Here is a 21,573-nt window from a genome sequence, read left to right on the forward strand (position 1 = left end):
CCTGTCGGCGCTCTTTTGCTGTGTGGGATCTGCCAACTCAGCTCGGCTCGGATTGCAGTGTGGCGGCCGGTGCGCGGCGCGCCTGCCACCACTGCCACACCGGCAACAGCAGCATCACCAGGGTGATCAGCGTAAAGGCGAGGGTGATGGGGCGCTCCCACAGGAAGCTCAGGGATCCGTCGTTGATCACCAGGGCCCGGCGCAGGTTGTCCTCCAGCATGCCCCCCAGAATGAAGCCGAGCAGCATGGGCGCCATGGGGAAGTCCAGCAGGCGCAGGCCGATGGCGATCAGCGTCACCAGCGCCATCACATAGATGTCCATGGTGTTGAAAGAGACCAGATAGACCCCGATCAGCGAAAACAGCAGCACCATGGGGATGAGCACGGGGCGTGGCACCTGCAGGATCTTGGCAAGATAAGGGATGAGCGGCAGGTTGAGGATCAAGAGCACCACGTTGCCCAGATACATGGAGATGATCACCGACCAGAACACGTCCGGGTGCTCCATGAACAGGCGCGGGCCCGGCTGGATGCCGTAGGCGATGAGGGCCCCCAGCATCAGCGCCGTGGTGCCGGAGCCCGGGATCCCCAGGGTCAGCAGCGGCACGAAAGCCCCGCTGGAGGCGGCGTTGTTGGCCGCCTCCGGGGCGGCGATACCGGTCAGGCTGCCCTTGCCGAACTCCTCCTGCCTGCGCTTGCTGGCGAAGTTGCGCTCGGCGCCATAGGCCATGAAGGAGGCGATGGTGGCACCGGCCCCCGGCAGCACGCCGATGAGGAAACCCATCACCGAGGAGCGGGCTATGGGGGGCGCTATCTCTTTGACCTCGTCCCTGCTCAGTTTGAGAGAGCCGAGCTGCTGGATCTTGCGCGCCTCCTCCTTGCTGGTGTCCTTGCCCGGGCGCAGCACCGTCATCAGGATCTCTGCCAGGGCGAAGGTGGCCATGGCCAGCAGCAGGAAGGAGAAGCCGTCGCGCAAGTCCGGCAGACCGAAGGTGAATCTGTCCACCCCGACGCTGCGGTCGATGCCGACGGTGGAGAGCATGATGCCGAACAGCGCCATGATCAGCGCCTTGAGCACCTGGCCCTTGCCGGCAAAGGCCGCCACCGCCGAGAGCCCCAGCACCATGAGGGCGAAGTAGTCCGCCGACTGGAACGAGAGGGAGACCTTGGCCAGCAGCGGCGCCGCCACCATCAGGAAGATGGCAGACAGGGTGCCGCCGGTGAAGGAGGCGTAGGCTGCGATGGCCAGCGCCTTGCCCGCCTGCCCCTTGCAGGCCAGCGGATAGCCGTCGATGGCGGTGATCATGCTGGCGGAGCAGCCCGGGGTGTTGATCAGGATGGAGGAGGTGGAGCCGCCGAACATGGAGCCGTAATAGACCCCGGCCATCAAAATGATGCCGGAGGCGGGATCCAGCCCGTAGGTGATGGGGATCATCAGGGCGATGGCGGTGACGGGCCCAAGGCCCGGCAGCATGCCGATGAAGGTGCCGACGAAACAGCCGACGATCACCATGAAGATGTTGATGGGCATCATGGCGGTGCCCAGTCCTTGCAGAATGCCGTCTAACATGGGTTCTCCTTATCCCAGCAACTGGGTGAACAGCCGGCCCGGCTCGAGGTAGACGTTGAGCCCCTTGGTGAGCAGGGCCCAGAAGATGAGGGTGAACGGCAGGCTCACCTTGCAGGCGAAGGCTAGGCTCTGCTCGCCCATCAGCCGGATCCCGCCGATGAGAAACAGGGTGGTGGCGACCAGAAAGCCGAGCCAGCCAAGGGCCAGGCCGTAGGCCAGCATCAGCAGCAGCAGGGCGAACACCAGCCGCCAGTTGCCGCTCTCCCGCTGCAGCCGCTCGCCGCCCGGAAAGCAGATCAGCAGCAGGGAGAACAGGGCGCCGGCGCCGGCCAGGGCATAGGGCAGGGTGCTGGCGGTAAAGGGTTCATATTCGTCCCCGGGGTAGCCGGGGATCTGGGTGGCGTGATAGCCGTAGGCGAGGGAGAGCAGCAAAAACAGCAGCCCCCCGAGTCGCTCCTTGGTCAGGTGCATGACAATGACTCCGATGGGCGGGCCAGGCCCGCCGACAGTGGGATTACTTGATGAAGCCGAGTTCGCGCATCAGGCCGCCGATCTGCTGCTCCTGCTGGATGAGAAAGGCGGTGAACTCGGGGCCGGCCTGGTAGAGATTGGTCCAGTTGTTGCGGGCGCGGACCGTCTCCCACTCCGGCTTGTCATACATCTGCTTGAGCAGGGCCGCGAATTCGGCCGACTTGTCGGCGCTGACGGCGGGGGAGGCGAAATAGCCGCGCCAGTTGGCAAAGACAGTCGGGTTGCCCTGCTCGCTGAAGGTGGGCACCTCGCTCGCATCCGGCATCCGGGTGGGGGCCGTCATGCCGAGGATCCGCATCTGGCCCGACTTGACCGCCTCCATCGCCTCGCCAAAGCCGGTGGAGAGCACCTGGGTTTCTCCTGCCAGCACCGCCGCCATGGCGCTGCCGCCGGCGTCATAGGCCACGTAGCGCAGCTTGCCGGCATCGGCCCCTGCATTCTTGAAGGTCATGGCCGCCACCAGATGATCCAGGCTGCCACGGGCGGAGCCGCCGGCAATCTTCACCTTGGCGGGGTTCTCCTGATAGGCGGCCAGCAGCTGGGGCCAGCTCTGATAGGGGGAGTCCAGCGGCACGGCCAGCGCCTGGTAGTCGGCGATGATGGCGGCCACCGGGGTGAGATCCCGGAACGATTGCGGCAGCTCCTTGGAGAGGGATTTGACGATGATGGGGGTGGAGTTGACCATCAGGGTCTTGTCGGACTGGGCCGAGGTCTCGATGAGGTGAGCGATGGCCTTGGCGCCGCCACCGGCCGAGATGTTCTGGTAGGAGGCGGTGGTGATGAGGCCGGATTTGGTCAGCGCCTCGCCGGTGCCGCGGGCGGTGTTGTCCCAACCGCCGCCGGCGCCGCCCGGAATGAGAAAGTGGATTTCGTCGATCTTGGCCTGGGCGCCGAGGCTGGCGCCCAGCAGGCAGCAGAGCAACGTGCGTTTGAGGGTTCCTTGCAACATGGTGTTCTCCTTGTGATTGTTGCTGGAAGGTTAATTAATCGTGATTGGTCGGCAAACAATCTGACCGTAATGGCTATTAAGGCTGTTGTGGTCATTGTGTTCATTCTGGTCACGGCAGGGTGAGGCAGGGTCATGACGGGGCTGAAGGAGGTCAGGATGGTATTGCGGCGACGGCTGAAAAGGCGCGAGGCTCCCGTCAGACGGGGAGCCTCGCGGATGACGGGCTGGCTTATCCCTGTGATGCGGGCGCGGCGGAGACCTGGTCGCCGCCGGTGCCCTGCTGCTTGGTAGCCTCGGTCGCCTGCTGCCTGCGCTGCAACTGCTCCATCACCAGCTTGTAGGCGATGTAGTACTTGTAGATGTTGCCGACGTAGGTGACGGTTTCCGGCCCTATTTTCTCCGCCGCCACGTACTCGACGTTGTGAAACCAGACGTTGGGATCCAGCCCCCGTTTCTTGGCCTCGGTGCGCAGCCGCGCCACCCGGGCGGGGCCGGCGTTGTAGGAGGCGAACGAGAAGAGTGCCTTGTCGAGGGCCGTCATGGGCTCGTCTGCATAGTAGTGGTCGATCATCCAGCGCATGTACTTGACGCCGCCGTGGATGTTGGGCTCGAGCTGGCGAATGTCGCCCACTTTGAGCCCTTTGCCGGTTGCGGGCATGATCTGCATGATGCCGATGGCGCCGACGTGGCTGCGCGCCTTGTGATTGAGGGCCGACTCCTGATAGCCCTGGGCCGCCATCAGCAGCCAGTCCACCTCGTACTTCTCGCCATATTCGCGAAACAGATCCACCACCTGCAGAAACTTCTGGCGCTCGGCATCGGCGGCGGCGCTCTTGACGAACTTGTTCTGCTTGAGATAGCGGGCCAGGATGGCGTCGCCACTGTGTTTGCCGCGCAGGGCGGCTATCTGTTCGTTGAGCATGGCCAGCAGTTGCGGGCTCTCCTTGCGCACCGCCCAGGCGATGACCCCCCCCTTGCCGGAACACCGGCTGCTCATGGATGCGGATGGCGGGGAAGATCTTCTGCCAGAACCGGGCCTTGTGCTCGTCCATGACGATGAAGGGCAGCAGGCCGGCATTGACCATCTCCACCAGATCTTCATCTTCCAGCGCCTCCGGGGCGGGCTGGATGTCGACAAGCGGTTCTCCCGCCGCCTTGTGGGCCTGGTTGTAGGCCGTGAGGCTCTCGAAGTAGCTGGAGGAGGGGCGCACGTAGATCCGTTGGCCGGCCAGATCGGCGGCGCTCTCCACCTTGGGAGAGGCCGGTCCCGAGATGAGCAGTTCCCGCACGTTCTCGAGCAGAGGATCGGTAAAGAGCACCCCCTGCAGTTTGCGCCGCTCGGTGATGGTGAGGTTGGCGGCGGCGATGTCGCCCTTGCCTGCGATGAGGGCTTCCAGCAGGGCCTCGCGCGCTACCGGGATGAAGACCAGGTGCAGCTTGAGATGGCGCTTGAGGCTCTTTTGCTTGCGCAACTGCTCGTTGAGCCGCTTCTCCACCTCGATGAAGGCGTCGTAGGTGACGCCCCGCTGCACCCCCTTGTAGATGAAATAGCCGGTCTTGTTGTAGGTGGTGAGCACCCGGATGGTGCGCCGTGCCAGCATGGCATCGAGATCGCCAAGCAGGGGCTGGGCCAGCTGGTCGCTGCTGAAGGCCAGGGCGGCCGGCTCGGGCTCGGCTTCCTCTGCGGGGGAGGTTTGCGCTGCGGTGGCGGCCTGCAGCGGGCCGCACAGCAGCCAGCCCAGAAGGATCCATAACCGTATCATGACGATGCCCTCGTGTGTTTCATTGAGTGTAAGCGGCATGGGGCGGGCGCTTTAGCTCATTGGGTTTGGTCGGTGAGGGGCACATAGCACGATAGGCCCTATCCTGCGGGGGCGAGGTGGTGGGGCTTAGGCGAAAAGGAGAGCGGCATAAACGAAAAGGGGAGCCATAACGGCTCCCCTTGGGTTGGCGGGCCTGGTGCTAGACCGTTGGCGCTAGAACCAGAAGCCGATGATGAAGGAGCCCGCCAGGGTCAGCATGACGTTGGCCACCGCATAGGTGCCGGCATAGCCGAGCGCCGGGATGGAGCTGTTGGCCGCCTCGTTCACCACGTCCATGGCCGGGGCGCAGGTGCGGGCGCCGGTGATGGCGCCGAGCAGCAGGGCCGGGTTCATCTTCAGCACCCAGACCCCGAACAGGTAACCCACCAGCACCGGCAGGGTGGTCACCAGCATGCCGGAGAAGAGCACCACGGCACCGACCTGGCTCAGGTGATCCAGAATGCCGCCGCCGGCTTTGAGGCCGGTGCTCACCATGAATACCGCCAGGCCAAGATCCTTGGCCAGACGCAGGGCACCCGGCGGCACGTAACCGACCGTGGGGTGGTTGGCGCGCAGGTAGCCCATCAGGATCCCCGCCAGCAGCAGGCCGACGGCGTTGCCCAGCCCGAACTCCAGCTGGCCGAACACCAGGGAGACGGAGCCTATCAGCAGCCCCAGCACGAAGAAGGTGGTGAAGGCCACCAGATCCGTGGTCTGGCTGTGGATGCTGATGAAGCCGATCTTGTTGGCCAGCAGCTTGACTCGCTGTTTCTCGCCGCTGATCTGCAGCACGTCGCCCTTTTGCAGCATGATGTTGCGATCAAACGGCATCTCTATCTGGGAGCGCACCACCCGGTTGAGGAAGCAGCCCTTCTCGGTGAGGTTGAGCTCCACCAGATGGCGACCCACCACCGCATCGTTTTTCACCACTATCTCTTCGGTGACGATCTGCAGGTCAAGCAGGTTGCGGTCGAACACCTCCTTGCCGTTGCGGTAGTTGACGTCGAGCTTCTCGTGACTCTCGGGGTAACCCACCAGGGCGATCTCGTCCCCTTCCTGGATGACGGCGTCGCCATCCGGGCTCGCCAGGATGCCGTTGCGGCGGATCCGCTCCACATAGCAGCCGGTGTGGGGGTAGATGCCGGTTTCGCGCAGGGTGCGGCCGCCGATCCAGGCCGCCAGTTCCGGGCCGACCCGGTAGGCACGGATGATGGGCAGGTAGGTCTTGCGGCTCTCGTTGTCGGAGAGGCCGCGCTCGCGGGCGATCTTCTGCGCCTCGGTGTTGAGGTCGAGCCGTGCCAGTGAAGGCAGATAGCGCACCACCAGCATCAGGCCGACCAGCCCCACCAGATAGGTCAACGCATAGCCGATGCCCATGTTGTCGAGCACCGACTGCATGTCGGTCTGATGGGGCAGGTTGAGCAGGCCGCTGCGCAGGGCATCCTGCGCGCCCACCAGCGCCGGGGTCGAGGTGAGCGAGCCGGCCAGGATGCCGGCCGCCATGCCCGGCCCCAGGTTGAAGAACTTGGCCAGCCCCACGGTGAGGAAGAGGGCGGTCAGCAGGATCACCAGGGTGAGAGTGATGTAGTGGATGCCGTCACGCAGGAAGACGCTGAAGAAGTGCGGCCCCGCTTCGATCCCCACGCAGAAGATGAACAGCATGAAGCCGACATTCTCCGTGGTGGCGGTGAATTCAAAACCCATCTGGCCGAACAGCAGGGCGGTAAACAGCACGCCGATGGTGTTGCCGATCTGGAAGTTGCCGAACCTGACTTTACCGAGCAGCAGGCCGAAGGCCAGTACCACGAACAGCAGCAGGGAGTCGCTTTGATGTAGCAGTGTCACAAAATCTATGGTCATGCCCGGAAAAACCGAGGAAAAAAGTGGGGCCGATATTGTGCCGGATCCCTCACCAATAAAGAAGCGTCAAAGGAGGATTAATCGGCACTAACCCGCCACGCGACCCGCCTGTGTGGGGGAAACTGCGGGGCGGGTCTGGTGATGACCTCTATTTCCCTCTGTCAGCCCCGCTGTCAATTAGTGATTCCTGCTATCTGTGATCCTCGTCTTTCCGCTCTGCTTGAAAATTTATTCTCTGCTGTTTGGCTGGGCGGTTTCCTGGTTTTTCAGCACATCTGACTGAAGGGGGGGGCATGAGTCCGGGAGCTGATCGGTGGATGTCGAGAGGGAGTGACCCATGTTGTGCGGGATGGCGAAAAGATATCTGCAAAAGGCATCTGTCGGCGGCGATGGCAACCCATTCAGGGGGGCGCTCAAAAACAGCAGAAAATCAGGTCGGCAGGGAAAAACATCGCCCGTCGCTGGCAATCGCCTGCCAGCCTAGGCCGTCATTGGCTTTGCTCTACTTACCCACAGAATCTGTGGATAACCCTGTTCATGAAACTTGGTGATCAGGCTGTATCCCGCGCCAATACTGGGTTGCAAGGACTGTTCAAAAAATACCTGAGATAAATTGTTTCTATAAAAATCAAATAGTTAGGCGCAGCAGAACAAAACGCTGCCGGGGCGGATGGGGAATCAAAAGGGAGGCGTCACCGCGGGATACGGCTTGTGCATTAAAATTGGCAGAGGAAAGCACTAAAGTGGATAACTTGCACCGAGATGGTGAGGAGATTGGCTCCCCCGACTGGACTTGAACCAGTGACATACGGATTAACAGTCCGCCGTTCTACCGACTGAACTACGGGGGAACATCAGGCAAGGAGGAGCATCATACAGAGGTCGTATTTCGAGGTCAATAGCCGCTTCTTCCGGCAGAGTGGATACCCAGTCCACCCCATCTCGGAGTACACTTCTGCTCTTGCGTTTTTTTGCCGGGAGTCGTCATGAGCAAGTTATTCCAGCTGGCCAGCCAGTTTCAACCCGCCGGGGATCAGCCAAGGGCCATCGCCCAGCTGCTCGATGGCATCGAATCCGGCCTTGCCCATCAGACCCTGCTCGGGGTGACCGGCTCGGGCAAGACCTTCACCATGGCCAACGTCATCGCCACCCTCAATCGTCCCACCATGATCCTGGCTCCCAACAAGACCCTGGCGGCCCAGCTCTATGGCGAGATGAAGGAGTTCTTCCCCGACAACTCGGTGGAGTATTTCGTCTCCTACTACGACTACTACCAGCCGGAAGCCTATGTGCCGACCACCGACACCTTCATCGAGAAGGATGCCTCCATCAACGATCACATCGAGCAGATGCGGCTGTCGGCCACCAAGGCACTGCTGGAGCGCCGCGACGTGGTGATCGTCGCCTCGGTGTCGGCCATCTACGGTCTGGGGGATCCGCAAGCCTACCTCAGCATGATGCTGCACCTGAAAGTGGGGGACCTGATCAATCAGCGGGATATCCTGCGTCGTCTCGCCGAGCTGCAGTACACCCGCAACGACATGGCCTTCCAGCGCGGCACCTTCCGGGTGCGGGGGGAGGTGATCGACATCTACCCCGCCGAATCGGACAAGCTGGCCCTGCGGGTGGAGCTGTTTGACGAGGAGGTGGAGCGCCTCTCCCTGTTCGATCCGCTGACCGGCGCCATCGAGCAGACGGTGGTGCGCTACACCATCTATCCCAAGACCCACTACGCTACCCCGCGCGAGACCATTTTGGGGGCCATCGAGCACATCAAGGAGGAGCTCAAGAGCCGCAGTGAGCAGCTGTTGTCGCTGGGCAAGCTAGTGGAGGAGCAGCGCATCAGCCAGCGTACCCAGTTCGACATCGAGATGATGCAGGAGCTGGGTTACTGCTCCGGCATCGAAAACTACAGCCGCTACCTCTCCGGCCGTGCGCCCGGCGAGCCGCCGCCCACCCTGTTTGACTATCTGCCGGGGGATGGCCTGCTCATCATCGACGAATCCCACGTCACGGTGCCGCAGATCGGCGCCATGTTCAAAGGGGACAGATCCCGCAAGGAGACCCTGGTGGAGTACGGCTTCCGGCTCCCCTCGGCGCTCGACAACCGGCCGCTCAAGTTCGACGAGTTCGAGGCGCTGATGCCGCAGACGGTGTTTGTCTCGGCCACCCCTGGCCCCTACGAGCTGGAGAAGTCCGGCGGCGATGTGGTGCAGCAGGTGGTGCGCCCCACCGGTCTGCTGGACCCCGAGATCGAGGTGCGTCCGGTCACCACCCAGGTGGACGACCTGCTCTCCGAGATCCGCAAGCGGGTGGCGGTGGAGGAGCGGGTGCTGGTCACCACCCTCACCAAGCGGATGGCGGAGGATCTGACCGAATACCTGGCGGATCACGAGGTGCGGGTGCGTTATCTGCACTCCGACATCGACACCGTCGAGCGGGTGGAGATCATTCGCGATCTGCGCCTTGGCAAGTTCGACGTGCTGGTGGGGATCAACCTGTTGCGGGAGGGGCTCGATATGCCTGAGGTCTCGTTGGTGGCGATCCTGGATGCGGATAAAGAGGGTTTCCTGCGCTCCACCCGCTCCCTTATCCAGACCATTGGCCGGGCGGCGCGCAACCTCAACGGCAAGGTCATTCTCTACGGGGATACCATCACCAACTCCATGCAGGTGGCGATCGAAGAGACTGAGCGGCGCCGCGCCCTGCAGCATGCTCACAACCTCGAACATGGCATCACCCCGACGGGGCTCAACAAGTCGGTGGGAGATGTGATGGACATGGGAGGCAGTCGCAGTGCAGGCAAGAGCGGGCGGGGCAGCCGCAAGGCCGCCGAGCCACAAGGGGAGTACCATGCTCGTTCCGCCAGCGAGATCAGCAAGGAGATCAAGCGAATGGAAGAGCAGATGTTCCAGCATGCACGGGATCTGGAGTTCGAGCAGGCGGCTGCGCTGCGAGACCAGATCCAGCGGCTGCGCAACGAGTTGATCGAGAGTTGAGTGCCTTGCCGGGTGCCCGACGCTGGCTGATCTGGCGGCGTTTGCGCCGCCTCTATCGGGGTTTTCGTCACCCCGATACCCCCTGGTGGGCCAGAGGGCTGGTGATCCTGGTCCTGCTCTACGGCATCAGCCCGCTGGATCTCATCCCCGATGTGGTGACATTCGTTGGTTGGCTCGACGATGCGACCCTGCTGCTGCTCCTGTTGTGGGGTTGGGAGTTATGCCTGCCCGGTGTTGTGAGGGCGGCGCTCACCGAGCGGGAGTAGGCCGACTTGGCCGTCCCTGCTGCATCGCCATCGATTTGATGAAAAGTGTCATGCCGGTTGTGTTTGGGCGTGATAAGAAAGAGCATGGTGGGGGAGATTGTGGCGCTCAATGCATTGGCGTAGACTCCACGCCGTTCACTTTATGGGTATGAGAAAATGGATCTGATCCTGTTTGCGATTGATTTTATCCTGCACGTCGATGTGCACTTGAAAGAGCTGTTTGAAAACTATGGGATCTGGGTTTACGCCATCCTGTTTCTGATCATCTTCTGCGAGACCGGACTGGTGGTGACTCCCTTCCTGCCGGGTGACTCCCTGCTGTTCGCCGCCGGTGCGCTCACCGTGGGCAGCGTGCTGGATGTGCATACCCTGGCCGCCGTGCTGATCATCGCCGCGGTGCTCGGCAACGTGGTGAACTACACCATAGGTCACTTCTTCGGCGAGCAGCTGTTCCGCAATCCTGACTCCAAGATCTTCCGGCGGGATTACCTGGACAAGACCCATGCCTTCTACGCCAAGCATGGCGGCAAGACCATCATCATCACCCGCTTCCTGCCCATCGTGCGCACCTTCGCGCCCTTCGTGGCGGGCATGGGTGCCATGACCTACCCGCGCTTCCTGGCGTTCAATCTGGTGGGCGGTCTGTTGTGGGTCCTTTCATTCGTCTATGCCGGCCACTTCTTCGGTAATCTGCCGGTGGTGCGTCAGAACTTTACCCTGCTCATCTTCGGCATCATCGGCATTTCGCTGCTGCCCATGGTGATCGGCATGGTGAAGGCCAGAATGAACGCCAGCAAGGCGGCTTCCTGAGCACTCTGCCACCTGGGCTGATGAAGCCGAATGACATAAAAAAGAAGGGAGCCGCTGGCTCCCTTCTTTTTTGTGCTGTTATCGGGCTTAGCTGCAGCAGCGACCCTTGACCAGATTGCCGATGGCCACCACAACGAACACCAGCAGGTAGGCGGCGAAGATGGCCACCAGCCACTGAGGCATGGAGAAGCTCAGGAACTGCCAGGTGACCTCGCTGCAATCGCCATCCGGGTAGAACATCCAGGGGATCCACTGATCCAGCGGCGCCCAGCTCGGGAAGTCGACAAAGCCTTCGCAGACGTTGAAGGGGGAGGGATTGACCTGATAATCCACATGCTTGAGCGCCAGTTTCAGGCCCCAGAAGGCACTGGATCCCCACAGCAGCAGAGCGCTCCAGCGCACGTACCATTTCTGCGGTGCCACCATGCCGAGCAGCCCTGCGGTGAGGACTCCCAGCGTGGCGATCCGCTCATAGACGCACATGACGCAGGGATGCAGGCCCAGCACATGCTGGAAGAAGAGGGCGCTCAACTCGAGGAACAGGGCAGAGGCTGCAAGCAGACTCCAGGCCAGGCGATGGGCGGCAATACGGCGCAGAAACTCTATCATCTGGTTGATCTCACAGAAAAAACAGTGGCTGAATTAGAGCAGAGCAGGGGCCAAAAGGAAAGGGCCCGCATGGGCCCTTATGGTATCAATGCAGGGCGGGCAGCGCCGCCGGCGTGACGTTGTCGAGCACCAGCCAGCCAGCCTGATAGAACCAGTCGGTGAGCGGCCCGAGCAGCATCTCCACCGAGAAGAAACCCACCAGTCCCAGCACCAGGGTATAGGGCAGCGCCATCCACACCATGCGCCCGTAGGAGAGGCGCAGCAGCGGTGCCAGCGCCGAGGTCAGCATGAACAGGAAGGCGGCCTGGCCGTTGGGGGTAGCCACCGACGGCAGGTTGGTCCCGGTGTTGATGGCCACGGCCAGCAGTTCGAACTGCTCGCGGCTGATGGCGTTGTTGAGCAGTGCCGTCTTCACCTCGTTGATGTAGACGGTACCGACGAAGACGTTGTCACTGACCATGGAGAGCAGGCCGTTGGCCAGGTAGAAGAGCGCGAGCTGGGCGTCCGGCTCGGCGGCCAGCACCCACTGGATCACCGGCTTGAACAGCTGCTGGTCGATGATGACGGCGACCACGCTGAAGAAGACGGCCAGCAGGGCGGTAAAGGGCAGCGCCTCCTGGAATGCCTTGCCGAGGGAGTGCTCCTCGGTGATGCCGGTGAGCGAGGTAGCCAGCACGATGACCGACAGGCCGATGAGGCCCACCGCCGCCAGGTGCATGGCCAGTCCCAGGATCAGCCAGAGGGCGATCATGGCCTGCACTATGAGCTTGGCCTTGTCCTGGGCGGTACGTCCGGCCTCTTCATAGCGGTTGTAATCCTCCATGATGCGGCGTACCGCGTCCGGCAGCTTGGCACCATAGCCAAACCAGCGACATTTCTCGACCAGAACACAGGTGAGCAGGCCGCAGATGAACACCGGTACCGTGACCGGAGACATGCGAATGGCAAACTCGCCGAAGTTCCAGCCCGCCTGTTCGCCGATGATCAGGTTCTGCGGTTCTCCTACCAGGGTGCAGACACCGCCGAGGGCGGTACCGATGGCGGCATGCATCATCAGGCTGCGCAGGAAGGCGCGAAAGTCGTCCAGATGTTGGCGATTGAGTTCGTTGACGGCGTCATCATCGGTGTGATCGTGCGGGTTGCCGAACTCCTTGCCAGAAGAGACCTTGTGATAGATGGCGTAGAAACCGGTGGCGACGCTGATCACCACGGCGATCACGGTGAGGGCGTCGAGGAAGGCTGACAGGAAGGCGGAGACCAGACAAAATGCCAAAGAAAGCAGGATCTTGGAGTGGATCCGGATCAGCAGCTTGGTAAACACATAGAGCAGCAGCTGCTTCATGAAATAGATGCCGGCCACCATGAAAACCAGCAGCAGCAGTACCTCGATATTGGCCACCAGCTCATGTTTGACCTGCTCTGCCGAGGTCATGCCGATCAGCACCGCCTCAATGGCCAGCAGACCGCCGGGTTGCAGCGGATAGCACTTGAGGGCCATGGCCAGAGTGAAGATGAACTCGACGACCAGCAGCCAGCCGGCGATGAAGGGATCGAGGTAAAAGGCGATCGGGTTGATCAGCAGGAATAGAAGAATAGCGGCCTTGTACCACTGGGGCGCATTGCCCAGAAAGTTCCTGGCAAAGGCTTGCCCTAAGCTGATTGGCATAATAATGGGTCTCTGTGTTGTGGTTGGTATCTGCGTCTATGCAGTCAAGACAGGCTTGACCAGAACATCCGGATGTTGTCCCTTATCAGATTGATTCCTCATGATTTTAATCAAAAAGAGCATTAACTATAAATAACATAGTCGGCCTTGCCCACGAGATTGGCCGTTTTATCGCCAATCGATGGGGTTAGCTGGCACCCATCACAGGAATCAATACATATTTTTAACAAAATGGCCTGCTTATGTGAGCAGAGGACCGACCTTCTGCTTGCCAGCCCTCCCTGCTTTGCTATTATTCGTGAGCCTTTTTACGTACTACAACAGAGTCACTACATGGTCATAAAAGCGCAGAGCCCTGCAGGGTTTGCCGAGGAATATATCATCGAGTCCATCTGGAACAATCGCTTTCCTCCAGGATCCATCTTGCCGGCCGAGCGTGAGCTGTCCGAGCTGATTGGTGTGACTCGAACCACCTTGCGTGAAGTGCTGCAGCGTCTGGCCCGTGATGGCTGGCTCACCATTCAGCATGGCAAACCGACCAAGGTGAACAACTTCTGGGAGACCTCGGGACTCAACATTCTGGAGACCCTGGCCAGGCTGGATCAGGACAAGGTGCCGGACCTGGTGGCCCAGCTGCTGTCGGCGCGCACCAACATCTGCACCATCTTCATTCGTGGCGCGATCCGCAATAATCCGGAGCAAGCCGCCGAGATCCTGCGCGGTGCCGACGCGGTAGAGAACTCCCCGGAAGCCTATGCAGAGTTTGATTATCGCCTGCATCACCAGCTCTCCTTTGCCTCCGGCAACCCGATTTATGCCCTGATCCTCAACGGCTTCAAGGGCCTGTATAGCCGGGTTGGCCGTTACTACTTCTCCGACAAGCAGGCCCGTGAAGCAGCCGATGCCTACTACAAGACCTTGCTGAACCTGGCCGAGACCAAGAATCACGAAGCCGTGTTCATGACGGTACGTCAGTACGGCATCGAGTCAGGCAAGTTGTGGACCCGTCTGCGTCAGGACATGCCGAGTAATCTGTGCGACAACTGATCGTATTCTGATGCAAGAAAAACGCGCCGAATGGCGCGTTTTTTTATGGTGGATGGCTGCTTGTTCAAGCCGGTTTTTTCTCCGGGCAACGGCCGATGATATCGGCAGGCAGTTCACCATTGTCCTGTTCCAGCACCACATCGAACCCCCACAACTGATGCAGATGCTTGAGCACCTCGTGACGGGAGTCCCCCAGCGGGATCCGGTTGTGCGGCACGTAGCGCAGCGTCAGCGAGCGATCTCCCTTCACCGCCACGTTGAATACCTGGATGTTGGGCTCCAGATTGCTCAGGTTGTATTGGGCCGACAGGGTATTGCGCACCTGGCGGTAGCCCTCGTCATTGTGGATGGCGGAGACCTTGAGATAGTTCTTCAGATCGTCGTCATCAATGGCGAACAGCTTCATGTCGCGCATCACCTTGGGGCTGAGGAACTGGCTGATGAAGCTCTCATCTTTGAAGTTCTGCATGGCGAAATGCAGGGTATCGACCCAGTTGCTGCCGGCGTAATCGGGGAACCAGTATCTGTCCTCCTCGGTCGGGTTCTCGCAGATGCGGCGCAGATCGGTAAACATGGCAAAGCCGAGGGCGTAAGGGTTGATCCCCGAGTAGTAGCGGCTGTTATAGGGGGGCTGGTAGACCACGTTGGTGTGGCTGTGCAGCACCTCAATCATGAAGCGATCGCTGATCTTGCCCTCGTCATAGAGGTGATTGAGGATGGTGTAGTGCCAGAAGGTGGCCCACCCTTCGTTCATCACCTGGGTCTGCTTTTGCGGATAGAAGTACTGGCTGATCTTGCGCACGATGCGCACTATCTCGCGCTGCCAGGGTTCCAGCAAAGGGGCATTCTTCTCGATGAAATAGAGAATATTCTCCTGTGGTTCAGCCGGGTAGCGTCTGTCTTCCACCCCGGAGGCCTTGTGCTGCTTGGGCAGGGTTCGCCACAGCTCATTGACCTGGGTCTGCAGATAGTCTTCCCGTGCTTTCTGGCGGCGCTTCTCTTCGGCCAGCGAGATCTTCTGGGGCCGCTTGTAGCGATCCACACCGAAGTTCATCAAGGCATGGCAGGAGTCGAGCAACTTTTCCACCGCATCGATGCCGTGTTTCTCTTCACACTCGGTGATGTAGTTCTTGGCAAACAGCAGATAGTCGATGATGGAGGAGGCATCGGTCCAGGTCTTGAACAGGTAGTTGTTCTTGAAGAAGGAGTTGTGGCCGTAGCAGGCGTGGGCCATCACCAGTGCCTGCATCGGCATGGTGTTCTCCTCCATCAGATAGGCGATGCAGGGATCCGAGTTGATGACGATCTCGTAGGCCAGCCCCATCTGGCCACGTTTGTAGTTGCGCTCGGTGTGAATGAAACGCTTGCCGAATGACCAGTGCTGATAACCGATGGGCATGCCGACGCTGGAGTAGGCATCCATCATCTGCTCTGCCGTGATCACCTCGATCTGGTTGGGGTAGGTATCCAGTCGATAGAACTTGGCGACCCGGGCGATCTCCTGATGGTAAATGTCCAGCAGGTCGAAGTTCCAGTCCGGGCCATCGTCCAGCGGTGCGACTTTTCTTGCGGTTTCTACCATATGGCCTCCCTCACGCCGCTTGCTTCTTGAACAGCTCCCGGAATACCGGATAGATATCCTCTACCTTGCGAATGTGCTCCATCGCGAAGTGAGGGAACTCGCTGGCGACCGATTCATATTCGTGCCACAGCGTCTGGTGGGCACGGGTGGTGATCTCGATATAGGAGTAGTACCGCACTCGCGGCATGATGTCCCGCGCCAGGATCTCCCGGCACTGTGGCGAATCGTCGGCCCAGTTGTCGCCATCCGAGGCTTGCGCCGCATAGATGTTCCACTGATGGGCAGGATAACGCTCGTTGATGATGTCGTTCATCATCTTGAGGGCGCTGGATACGATGGTGCCACCGGTTTCCTGGGAGTAGAAGAACTCATGCTCGTCCACCTCCTTGGCCTGGGTATGGTGGCGGATATAGACCACCTCGACGTTTTTGTAGGTCCGGCTCAGGAACAGATAGAGCAGGATGTAGAAGCGCTTGGCCATCTCCTTGGTGGCCTGATCCATGGAGCCTGACACGTCCATCAGGCAGAACATCACCGCCTGGCTGGAGGGGACGGGCCGCTTGACGAAGTTGTTGAATTTGAGATCGAAGGTGTCGATAAACGGGACCGCGTCGATCCGTCTTTTCAGCTCCCTGATCTCCTTCTCGAGCTGGGCTATTTCGGCAAAATGTTCGTTGGGATCTGCCGCCAGCAGGGCCAGCCTATCTTCCAGTTCATGCAGCTGGCGTTTCTTGCCGGCCTGCAGCGCCATCCGACGGGCCAGCGAATTTTGCAGCGAACGCACCACGTTGATGTTGGCCGGCACCCCGTTGGAGGTGTAGCCCGCCCGGTAGGTTTTGACTTCCATCAGCTGGTTGAGCTGGGTCTTCTGCAGCCGTGGCAGCTCGAGATCTTCAAACAGCAGATCGAGATACTCATCCTTGGAGATCTGGAAGACGAAGTCGTCCGCTCCTTCTCCCTGGTTGGAGGCCTGCCCTTCGCCAGAGCCCTGACCGCCACCTCCTCCCTTGGGGCGGTCAATCTTGTCACCGGAGACGAACTGGTCATTGCCGGGATGCACCATCTCCCGTTTGCCGCCTTGCCCCTGATGGAAATGGGGCTCGCCGATATCCTTGGTCGGGATGCTGATGCTCTCACCCGTGTCTACGTCCTGAATGCTGCGCTTGGAGACAGCATCAGAGACCGCTTGTTTGATCTGCTTCTTGTAGCGGCGGATGAAGCGCTGCCGATTGACAGCGCTTTTGTTTTTGCCGTTGAGCCTGCGGTCGATAAAATGCGCCATAACTCCCCCTTGAACAGTCAGGGTCAGGATGACTTGCGTACCCTGAGATACCATTCGGAGAGCAGTCGCACCTGTTTGCGGGTGTAGCCTTTCTCCATCATCCGTTCGACAAAGTTATCGTGCTTCTTCTGCTCCTCGGCTGAGGTTTTGCTGTTGAAGGAGATAACCGGCAGCAGCTCTTCCGTGTTGGAGAACATCTTCTTCTCGATCACGGTGCGCAGCTTCTCGTAACTGGTCCAGTTGGGGTTACGGCCTGCATTGTTGGCCCGGGCACGCAGCACGAAGTTGACGATTTCGTTGCGGAAATCTTTCGGGTTGCTGATCCCGGCGGGTTTCTCAATCTTCTCCAGCTCGCTGTTGAGCGATGCGCGGTCAAACAGCTGGCCGGTCTCGGGGTCACGGTACTCCTGATCCTGGATCCAGAAATCGGCGTAGGTGACGTAGCGGTCGAAGATGTTCTGACCGTACTCGGAGTAGGACTCGAGGTAGGCGGTCTGGATCTCTTTGCCGATGAACTCCACATAGCGCGGGGTCAGATAGCCCTTGATGAACTCGAGGTAGCGATCATGCAGCTCTTGCGGGAACTGCTCGCGCTCGATCTGTTGCTCCAGCACATAGAAGAGGTGCACCGGGTTGGCTGCCACTTCCGCGTGGTCGAAGTTGAAGACGCGGGAGAGGATTTTGAACGCGAAGCGGGTCGACAGGCCATTCATCCCTTCGTCCACCCCGGCGTAGTCGCGATACTCCTGATAGCTCTTCGCCTTGGGATCCGTGTCTTTGAGGCTTTCGCCATCATAGACCCGCATCTTGGAGTAGAGGCTCGAGTTTTCCGGCTCCTTGAGGCGCGACAGCACGGAGAACTGGCCCAGCAGTTCAAGGGTGCCCGGGGCGCACTTGGCATCGGTCAGCTCGCTGTTGACCAGCAGCTTCTCGTAGATCTTCACCTCTTCCGACACGCGCAGGCAGTAAGGCACCTTGACGATGTAGACCCGGTCGAGGAAAGCCTCGTTGTTCTTGTTGTTGCGGAACTGCTGCCACTCGGATTCGTTGGAGTGGGCCAGCAGGATGCCGTCGAAGGGCAGGGCGGAGAGCCCCTCGGTCCCGTTGTAGTTGCCCTCCTGGGTGGCGGTCAGCAGCGGGTGCAGCACCTTGATGGGCGCCTTGAACATCTCGACGAACTCCATGATCCCCTGGTTGGCCTTGCACAGCGCGCCCGAGTAGGAGTAAGCGTCGGCATCATCCTGGGCAAAGTGCTCCAGCATGCGGATATCCACTTTGCCGACCAGCGAGGAGATGTCCTGGTTGTTGTCATCGCCCGGTTCGGTCTTGGCGATGGCAATCTGGTCGAGGATGGAGGGATTGACCTTCTCCACTTTGAACTTGGTGATGTCGCCACCAAACTCGTGCAGTCGTTTGGCAACCCAGGGGGACATGATGGGGCGCAGATAACGGCGCGGGATGCCGTACTCCTTCTCCAGAATCTCGCCATCTTCTTCGATGTCGAACAGGCAGAAGGGGTGGTCGTTGACCGGTGAGCCCTTGATGCGATAGACAGGTACCTTTTGCATCAGGGATTTGAGTTTCTCTGCCAGCGAGGATTTACCACCGCCAACCGGCCCCAGCAGATAGAGGATCTGCTTCTTCTCTTCCAAGCCCTGAGCCGAGTGCTTGAGATAGGAGACAATCTGTTCGATGGCCTCTTCCATGCCGTAGAAATCTTTGAAGGCGGGATAGCGTGCCACGACGCGGTTGGAGAAAAGGCGACTGAGTCTGGGGTTGACCGAGGTGTCGATCATTTCCGGTTCGCCGATGGCGACCAGCAAACGCTCGGCGGCGGAGGCGTAGCAGGATTTGTCCTGCTTACACATATCCAGAAATTCCTGGATGGTGTATTCCTCTTCCCTGGCTTTCTCATATCGCTGTTGATAATGCTCGAAGATGCCCATAACTTTGCCCTCGTTATAGTCGCTTACCCTGAAAAGAGTGGATCACTACTTTTGTTCTGTTTACCTCATTAAGCCTAGTCAACAGCCCCCAGTAATCCATCACCAACTATTGGTTTAAATTTGCAAGGGTACTTCCCGACCCAATGCGGGAAGGCGCAATCAGTGACACACCTATGTTACTGACTGTTAAATTATTTTTGCCACGATAGTGAGGTAAATGTCAAAGACATAAAAAATAAATGTTTGTCAGAAAATGGAAATGACATCGCGTTTATTTGGGAAACTGGCTGCAGCACAGACGGGGCAAGGGGCAGGGCGTAGACGAGACGAAATGGTGTTACGTTTACGTGCACGGAAAGTGTTTTGTTTGGTGTTTTAGCTCTAATTTTTACATTGACGCTACATTGCGACTGCTCTAGATTGGCCCTGTGTCAGGCAGTCAGCGCTTTAGCAAGAGAGTGGCTGGTTGCTGATGCAAAGCTCTGTTTAAGCACGTTTCCGTTGGCTTGACCCTCGCAGATGCGAGGGTCTTATTTTTTGGGCTCTACCCGATGTTTAAGCCGTTTGTCCCTGTTGGCGAGCGGTATAAATGTTGGATACGGCCGCCAGCACATCGGCAAAGGAGTGGGACGCCAGCTGGCCGAATCCAGCCAGGCTTCTGGCCTTGAGCCGGGTGGTGAGCGGGGTGGTGATGCCGCACAGGAAACGCGTCAGGATGCGGGGATCCCGGCTGTGACACAGGGCCACCAGTGGATCGCACCAGGCTCTGAGCCCCTGTTCATTGGGGAGTGTCCGGCTGGGTAAGGAGGGAAGCTGCGCCACCTCTCCGCGACAGACCGAGCAGTGCCCGCAATGGGTGGGCGCGGCCTGATCGGCAAAGTAGCGGGCCAGCTCATGGCTCAGGCAACTGCTGGAGGTAAAGAACCCCAGCAATGCCTGCAGACGCGCCAGCTCGCTTTGTTCTTTCTTTTCAAACAGTCCGTGCAGCTGATCGGCCAGCGGTGCTATGTCCAGATCTTGTTGCAGCACCCGATAGACCTCGGTCATCTGCTTGCTCTCCAGTTCGATCCAGCCTTGCTGCTGCAGATAATCCAGCGCGGCAGCGGCCCGCGACCGCTCCCCCTGATAACCCTGCCAGAGCGCCTCGAAGTCCATGGTGCACCAGCTGCGCGCCTGCGGGGCACTGGCGAACACTTGCTCCAGAAACTGGCGTCGCGCCGGATTGAACCGGGCCAGGATGTCGGCCTTGTCCAGCACGAACTTGAAGCGGTACTCGGCAAAATAGCTGTAGGCCGGCGCTATGATGCCCGCCATCTCCAGGTAGACCAACAGGGTCTTGAGCGGCAGCTGGCGGATATTGGTGTCGTTGGAGAGGCGCAGCAAGCCAAATTCCCACTCGCTGCCGCTTTGCAGCAGGATCTCGAGCAAGGTGACGATGGCCGCTCTGTCCGGGGTGTCGCCATAGATGAAGTTTTCCAGCACCGGCAACTGGCTGCGATTGGCCAGTACCATGCAGCGGGAAGGCAGACCATCCCGGCCGGCGCGGCCTATCTCCTGACTGTAGTTTTCGATGGATTTGGGCAGATCGTAATGGATCACCCGGCGAATGTCGGCCTTGTCGATCCCCATGCCGAAGGCGATGGTCGCCACGATGCAGTCCAGCTTGCCGGCCATGAAGTCGTGCTGGATCTGGCTGCGCAGGTTGGCATCGAGCCCGGCGTGATAGGCGCGCGCCCTGATCCCGGCTTGCTGCAAGCGGGCGGCGCACTGCTCTGCGGTGTGTTGCAGGGTGACATAGATGATGGTCGGTGCGGCCGGGTCACGAGCCAGCTCGGCATGCAGCCAGCCATCGCGAGCCTCGTCAGGCAGCGGCACCACGGCCAAGTCCAGGTTGGCGCGATAAAAGCCGGTGACGATGAGCCCCTCATCCTCGATCTCGAATTTGGCCTGCATGTCGGCCATGACCGCCGGGGTGGCGGTGGCCGTCAGCAGCAACACCTGCGGGATCTGCAATTCACGGCGGTAATCCGGCAGCTTGAGATAATCTGGGCGAAAGTTGTGGCCCCACTCCGAAATGCAGTGGGCCTCATCCACCACCAGCATCGACAGCGGCACCTGCTGGATGAAACGGCGAAAGCGTTCGTTTTTGAGCCGCTCTACCGAGATCATCAGGATCTTGAGCTGGCCATCGCTGGCCTGCTGCATCACCCGGCGGCTCTCTTCCGGGGTCAGGCTCGAGTCGAGGGTGGCGGCGGCGATCCCCTTGCTGCGCAAAAAAGCGAGCTGATCGTGCATCAGCGCGATCAGCGGCGAGATCACCAGGGTCAGATGGGGCAGGGCAAGCGCCGGCAACTGATAACAGAGGGACTTGCCGGAGCCGGTGGGGAAGATGGCGGCGGCACTCTGGCCAGCCAGTAATCGGCTGATCACCGCCTCCTGTCCCGGTCTTAACCGATCGAAGCCGAAGTGACGGGTCAACAGGGATGAGATCATGGCAGGGCTCCAGCGCAAAAACCGTCATGATACCACCGCCAGGGAGTGTCTGGATGGCCAAACGAGGGAAAAGGGCATCCATTTGAATGCTGTTGATATTGTGTTATCGCATTGTTGTGGTTTTTTTGTGAGGTAAACCGGATATTTTTCAGTGATTATAT

At 60.0% G+C, this 21,573-nt stretch carries 14 protein-coding genes, 1 tRNA gene and 1 pseudogene; 4 read left to right on the forward strand and 12 right to left on the reverse strand.

The window, feature by feature from the left end; translation table 11 throughout:
* Positions 1-37: 37 nt before the first annotated feature.
* The 6 genes and pseudogenes from OKC29_RS01465 to OKC29_RS01490 form a co-directional block, all read right to left on the reverse strand.
* A complete protein-coding gene (locus tag OKC29_RS01465; protein WP_073350083.1) occupies positions 38-1,570 on the reverse strand; it encodes a tripartite tricarboxylate transporter permease in 1,533 nt (510 codons plus the stop codon).
* Positions 1,571-1,579: 9 nt separating this feature from the next.
* Complete coding sequence (locus tag OKC29_RS01470) at positions 1,580-2,041, reverse strand: tripartite tricarboxylate transporter TctB family protein (RefSeq protein ID WP_073350084.1); 462 nt, start codon at positions 2,039-2,041, stop codon at positions 1,580-1,582.
* A gap of 43 nt (positions 2,042-2,084) precedes the next feature.
* On the reverse strand, positions 2,085-3,050 hold the full coding sequence (locus OKC29_RS01475) for a tripartite tricarboxylate transporter substrate binding protein (RefSeq protein WP_029301042.1): 966 nt from the start codon (positions 3,048-3,050) through the stop codon (positions 2,085-2,087).
* Between the two features lie 229 nt (positions 3,051-3,279).
* Positions 3,280-4,813: pseudogene (locus OKC29_RS01480) on the reverse strand (transglycosylase SLT domain-containing protein).
* Positions 4,814-5,026: 213 nt separating this feature from the next.
* Entirely contained in the window at positions 5,027-6,712 is a 1,686-nt protein-coding gene (locus tag OKC29_RS01485) for an aspartate:alanine antiporter (RefSeq protein WP_011706282.1), read from the reverse strand.
* Between the two features lie 775 nt (positions 6,713-7,487).
* Positions 7,488-7,563, reverse strand: a tRNA-Asn gene (locus OKC29_RS01490).
* A gap of 135 nt (positions 7,564-7,698) precedes the next feature.
* Here OKC29_RS01490 and uvrB point away from each other — a divergent pair.
* The 3 genes from uvrB to OKC29_RS01505 all read left to right on the forward strand — a co-directional run bounded on the left by uvrB (position 7,699) and on the right by OKC29_RS01505 (position 10,787).
* A complete protein-coding gene (gene uvrB, locus OKC29_RS01495) occupies positions 7,699-9,711 on the forward strand; it encodes an excinuclease ABC subunit UvrB (RefSeq protein ID WP_073350086.1) in 2,013 nt (670 codons plus the stop codon).
* The gene (locus OKC29_RS01500) at positions 9,708-9,977 is read left to right on the forward strand and encodes a YkvA family protein (RefSeq protein WP_073350087.1); all 270 of its coding nucleotides are present in this window, start codon (positions 9,708-9,710) and stop codon (positions 9,975-9,977) included. Before uvrB ends, OKC29_RS01500 begins: the two co-directional genes overlap by 4 nt.
* Positions 9,978-10,133: 156 nt before the next feature.
* Positions 10,134-10,787 carry a DedA family protein gene (locus OKC29_RS01505; RefSeq protein ID WP_011706279.1) on the forward strand — a complete coding sequence of 218 codons (654 nt, stop codon included), beginning with the start codon at positions 10,134-10,136 and terminating at the stop codon, positions 10,785-10,787.
* An 87-nt stretch (positions 10,788-10,874) separates the two neighbouring features.
* On the opposite strand, the gene dsbB is transcribed toward OKC29_RS01505, so the two are convergent.
* Both dsbB and nhaB read right to left on the reverse strand, forming a co-directional pair.
* Positions 10,875-11,396: a disulfide bond formation protein DsbB gene (gene dsbB / locus OKC29_RS01510; protein ID WP_016350563.1), complete on the reverse strand. Its 522-nt coding sequence runs from the start codon at positions 11,394-11,396 to the stop codon at positions 10,875-10,877.
* Positions 11,397-11,481: 85 nt separating this feature from the next.
* A complete protein-coding gene (nhaB, locus tag OKC29_RS01515; RefSeq protein ID WP_073350088.1) occupies positions 11,482-13,062 on the reverse strand; it encodes a Na(+)/H(+) antiporter NhaB in 1,581 nt (526 codons plus the stop codon).
* 333 nt (positions 13,063-13,395) lie between these two features.
* On the opposite strand from nhaB, the gene fadR reads away from it, so the two are divergent.
* Positions 13,396-14,109, forward strand: coding sequence for a fatty acid metabolism transcriptional regulator FadR (gene fadR, locus OKC29_RS01520; RefSeq protein ID WP_016350565.1), 714 nt, complete (start codon positions 13,396-13,398; stop codon positions 14,107-14,109).
* Between the two features lie 64 nt (positions 14,110-14,173).
* Here the strand turns inward: fadR and OKC29_RS01525 are convergent, their stop codons facing one another.
* The 4 genes from OKC29_RS01525 to OKC29_RS01540 all read right to left on the reverse strand — a co-directional run bounded on the left by OKC29_RS01525 (position 14,174) and on the right by OKC29_RS01540 (position 21,412).
* Positions 14,174-15,691: a SpoVR family protein gene (locus OKC29_RS01525; protein WP_011706275.1), complete on the reverse strand. Its 1,518-nt coding sequence runs from the start codon at positions 15,689-15,691 to the stop codon at positions 14,174-14,176.
* 10 nt (positions 15,692-15,701) lie between these two features.
* Complete coding sequence (locus OKC29_RS01530) at positions 15,702-16,973, reverse strand: YeaH/YhbH family protein (protein ID WP_016350566.1); 1,272 nt, start codon at positions 16,971-16,973, stop codon at positions 15,702-15,704.
* A 23-nt stretch (positions 16,974-16,996) separates the two neighbouring features.
* Positions 16,997-18,919 (reverse strand): PrkA family serine protein kinase, encoded by a 1,923-nt coding sequence (locus OKC29_RS01535; RefSeq protein WP_011706273.1) that lies wholly within the window; start codon positions 18,917-18,919, stop codon positions 16,997-16,999.
* 555 nt (positions 18,920-19,474) lie between these two features.
* A complete protein-coding gene (locus OKC29_RS01540; RefSeq protein ID WP_073350089.1) occupies positions 19,475-21,412 on the reverse strand; it encodes a RecQ family ATP-dependent DNA helicase in 1,938 nt (645 codons plus the stop codon).
* Positions 21,413-21,573 lie beyond the last annotated feature (161 nt).

Origin of the sequence: Aeromonas sp. QDB34 (assembly GCF_027705405.1) — a bacterium.
Classification (GTDB): domain Bacteria; phylum Pseudomonadota; class Gammaproteobacteria; order Enterobacterales; family Aeromonadaceae; genus Aeromonas; species Aeromonas hydrophila.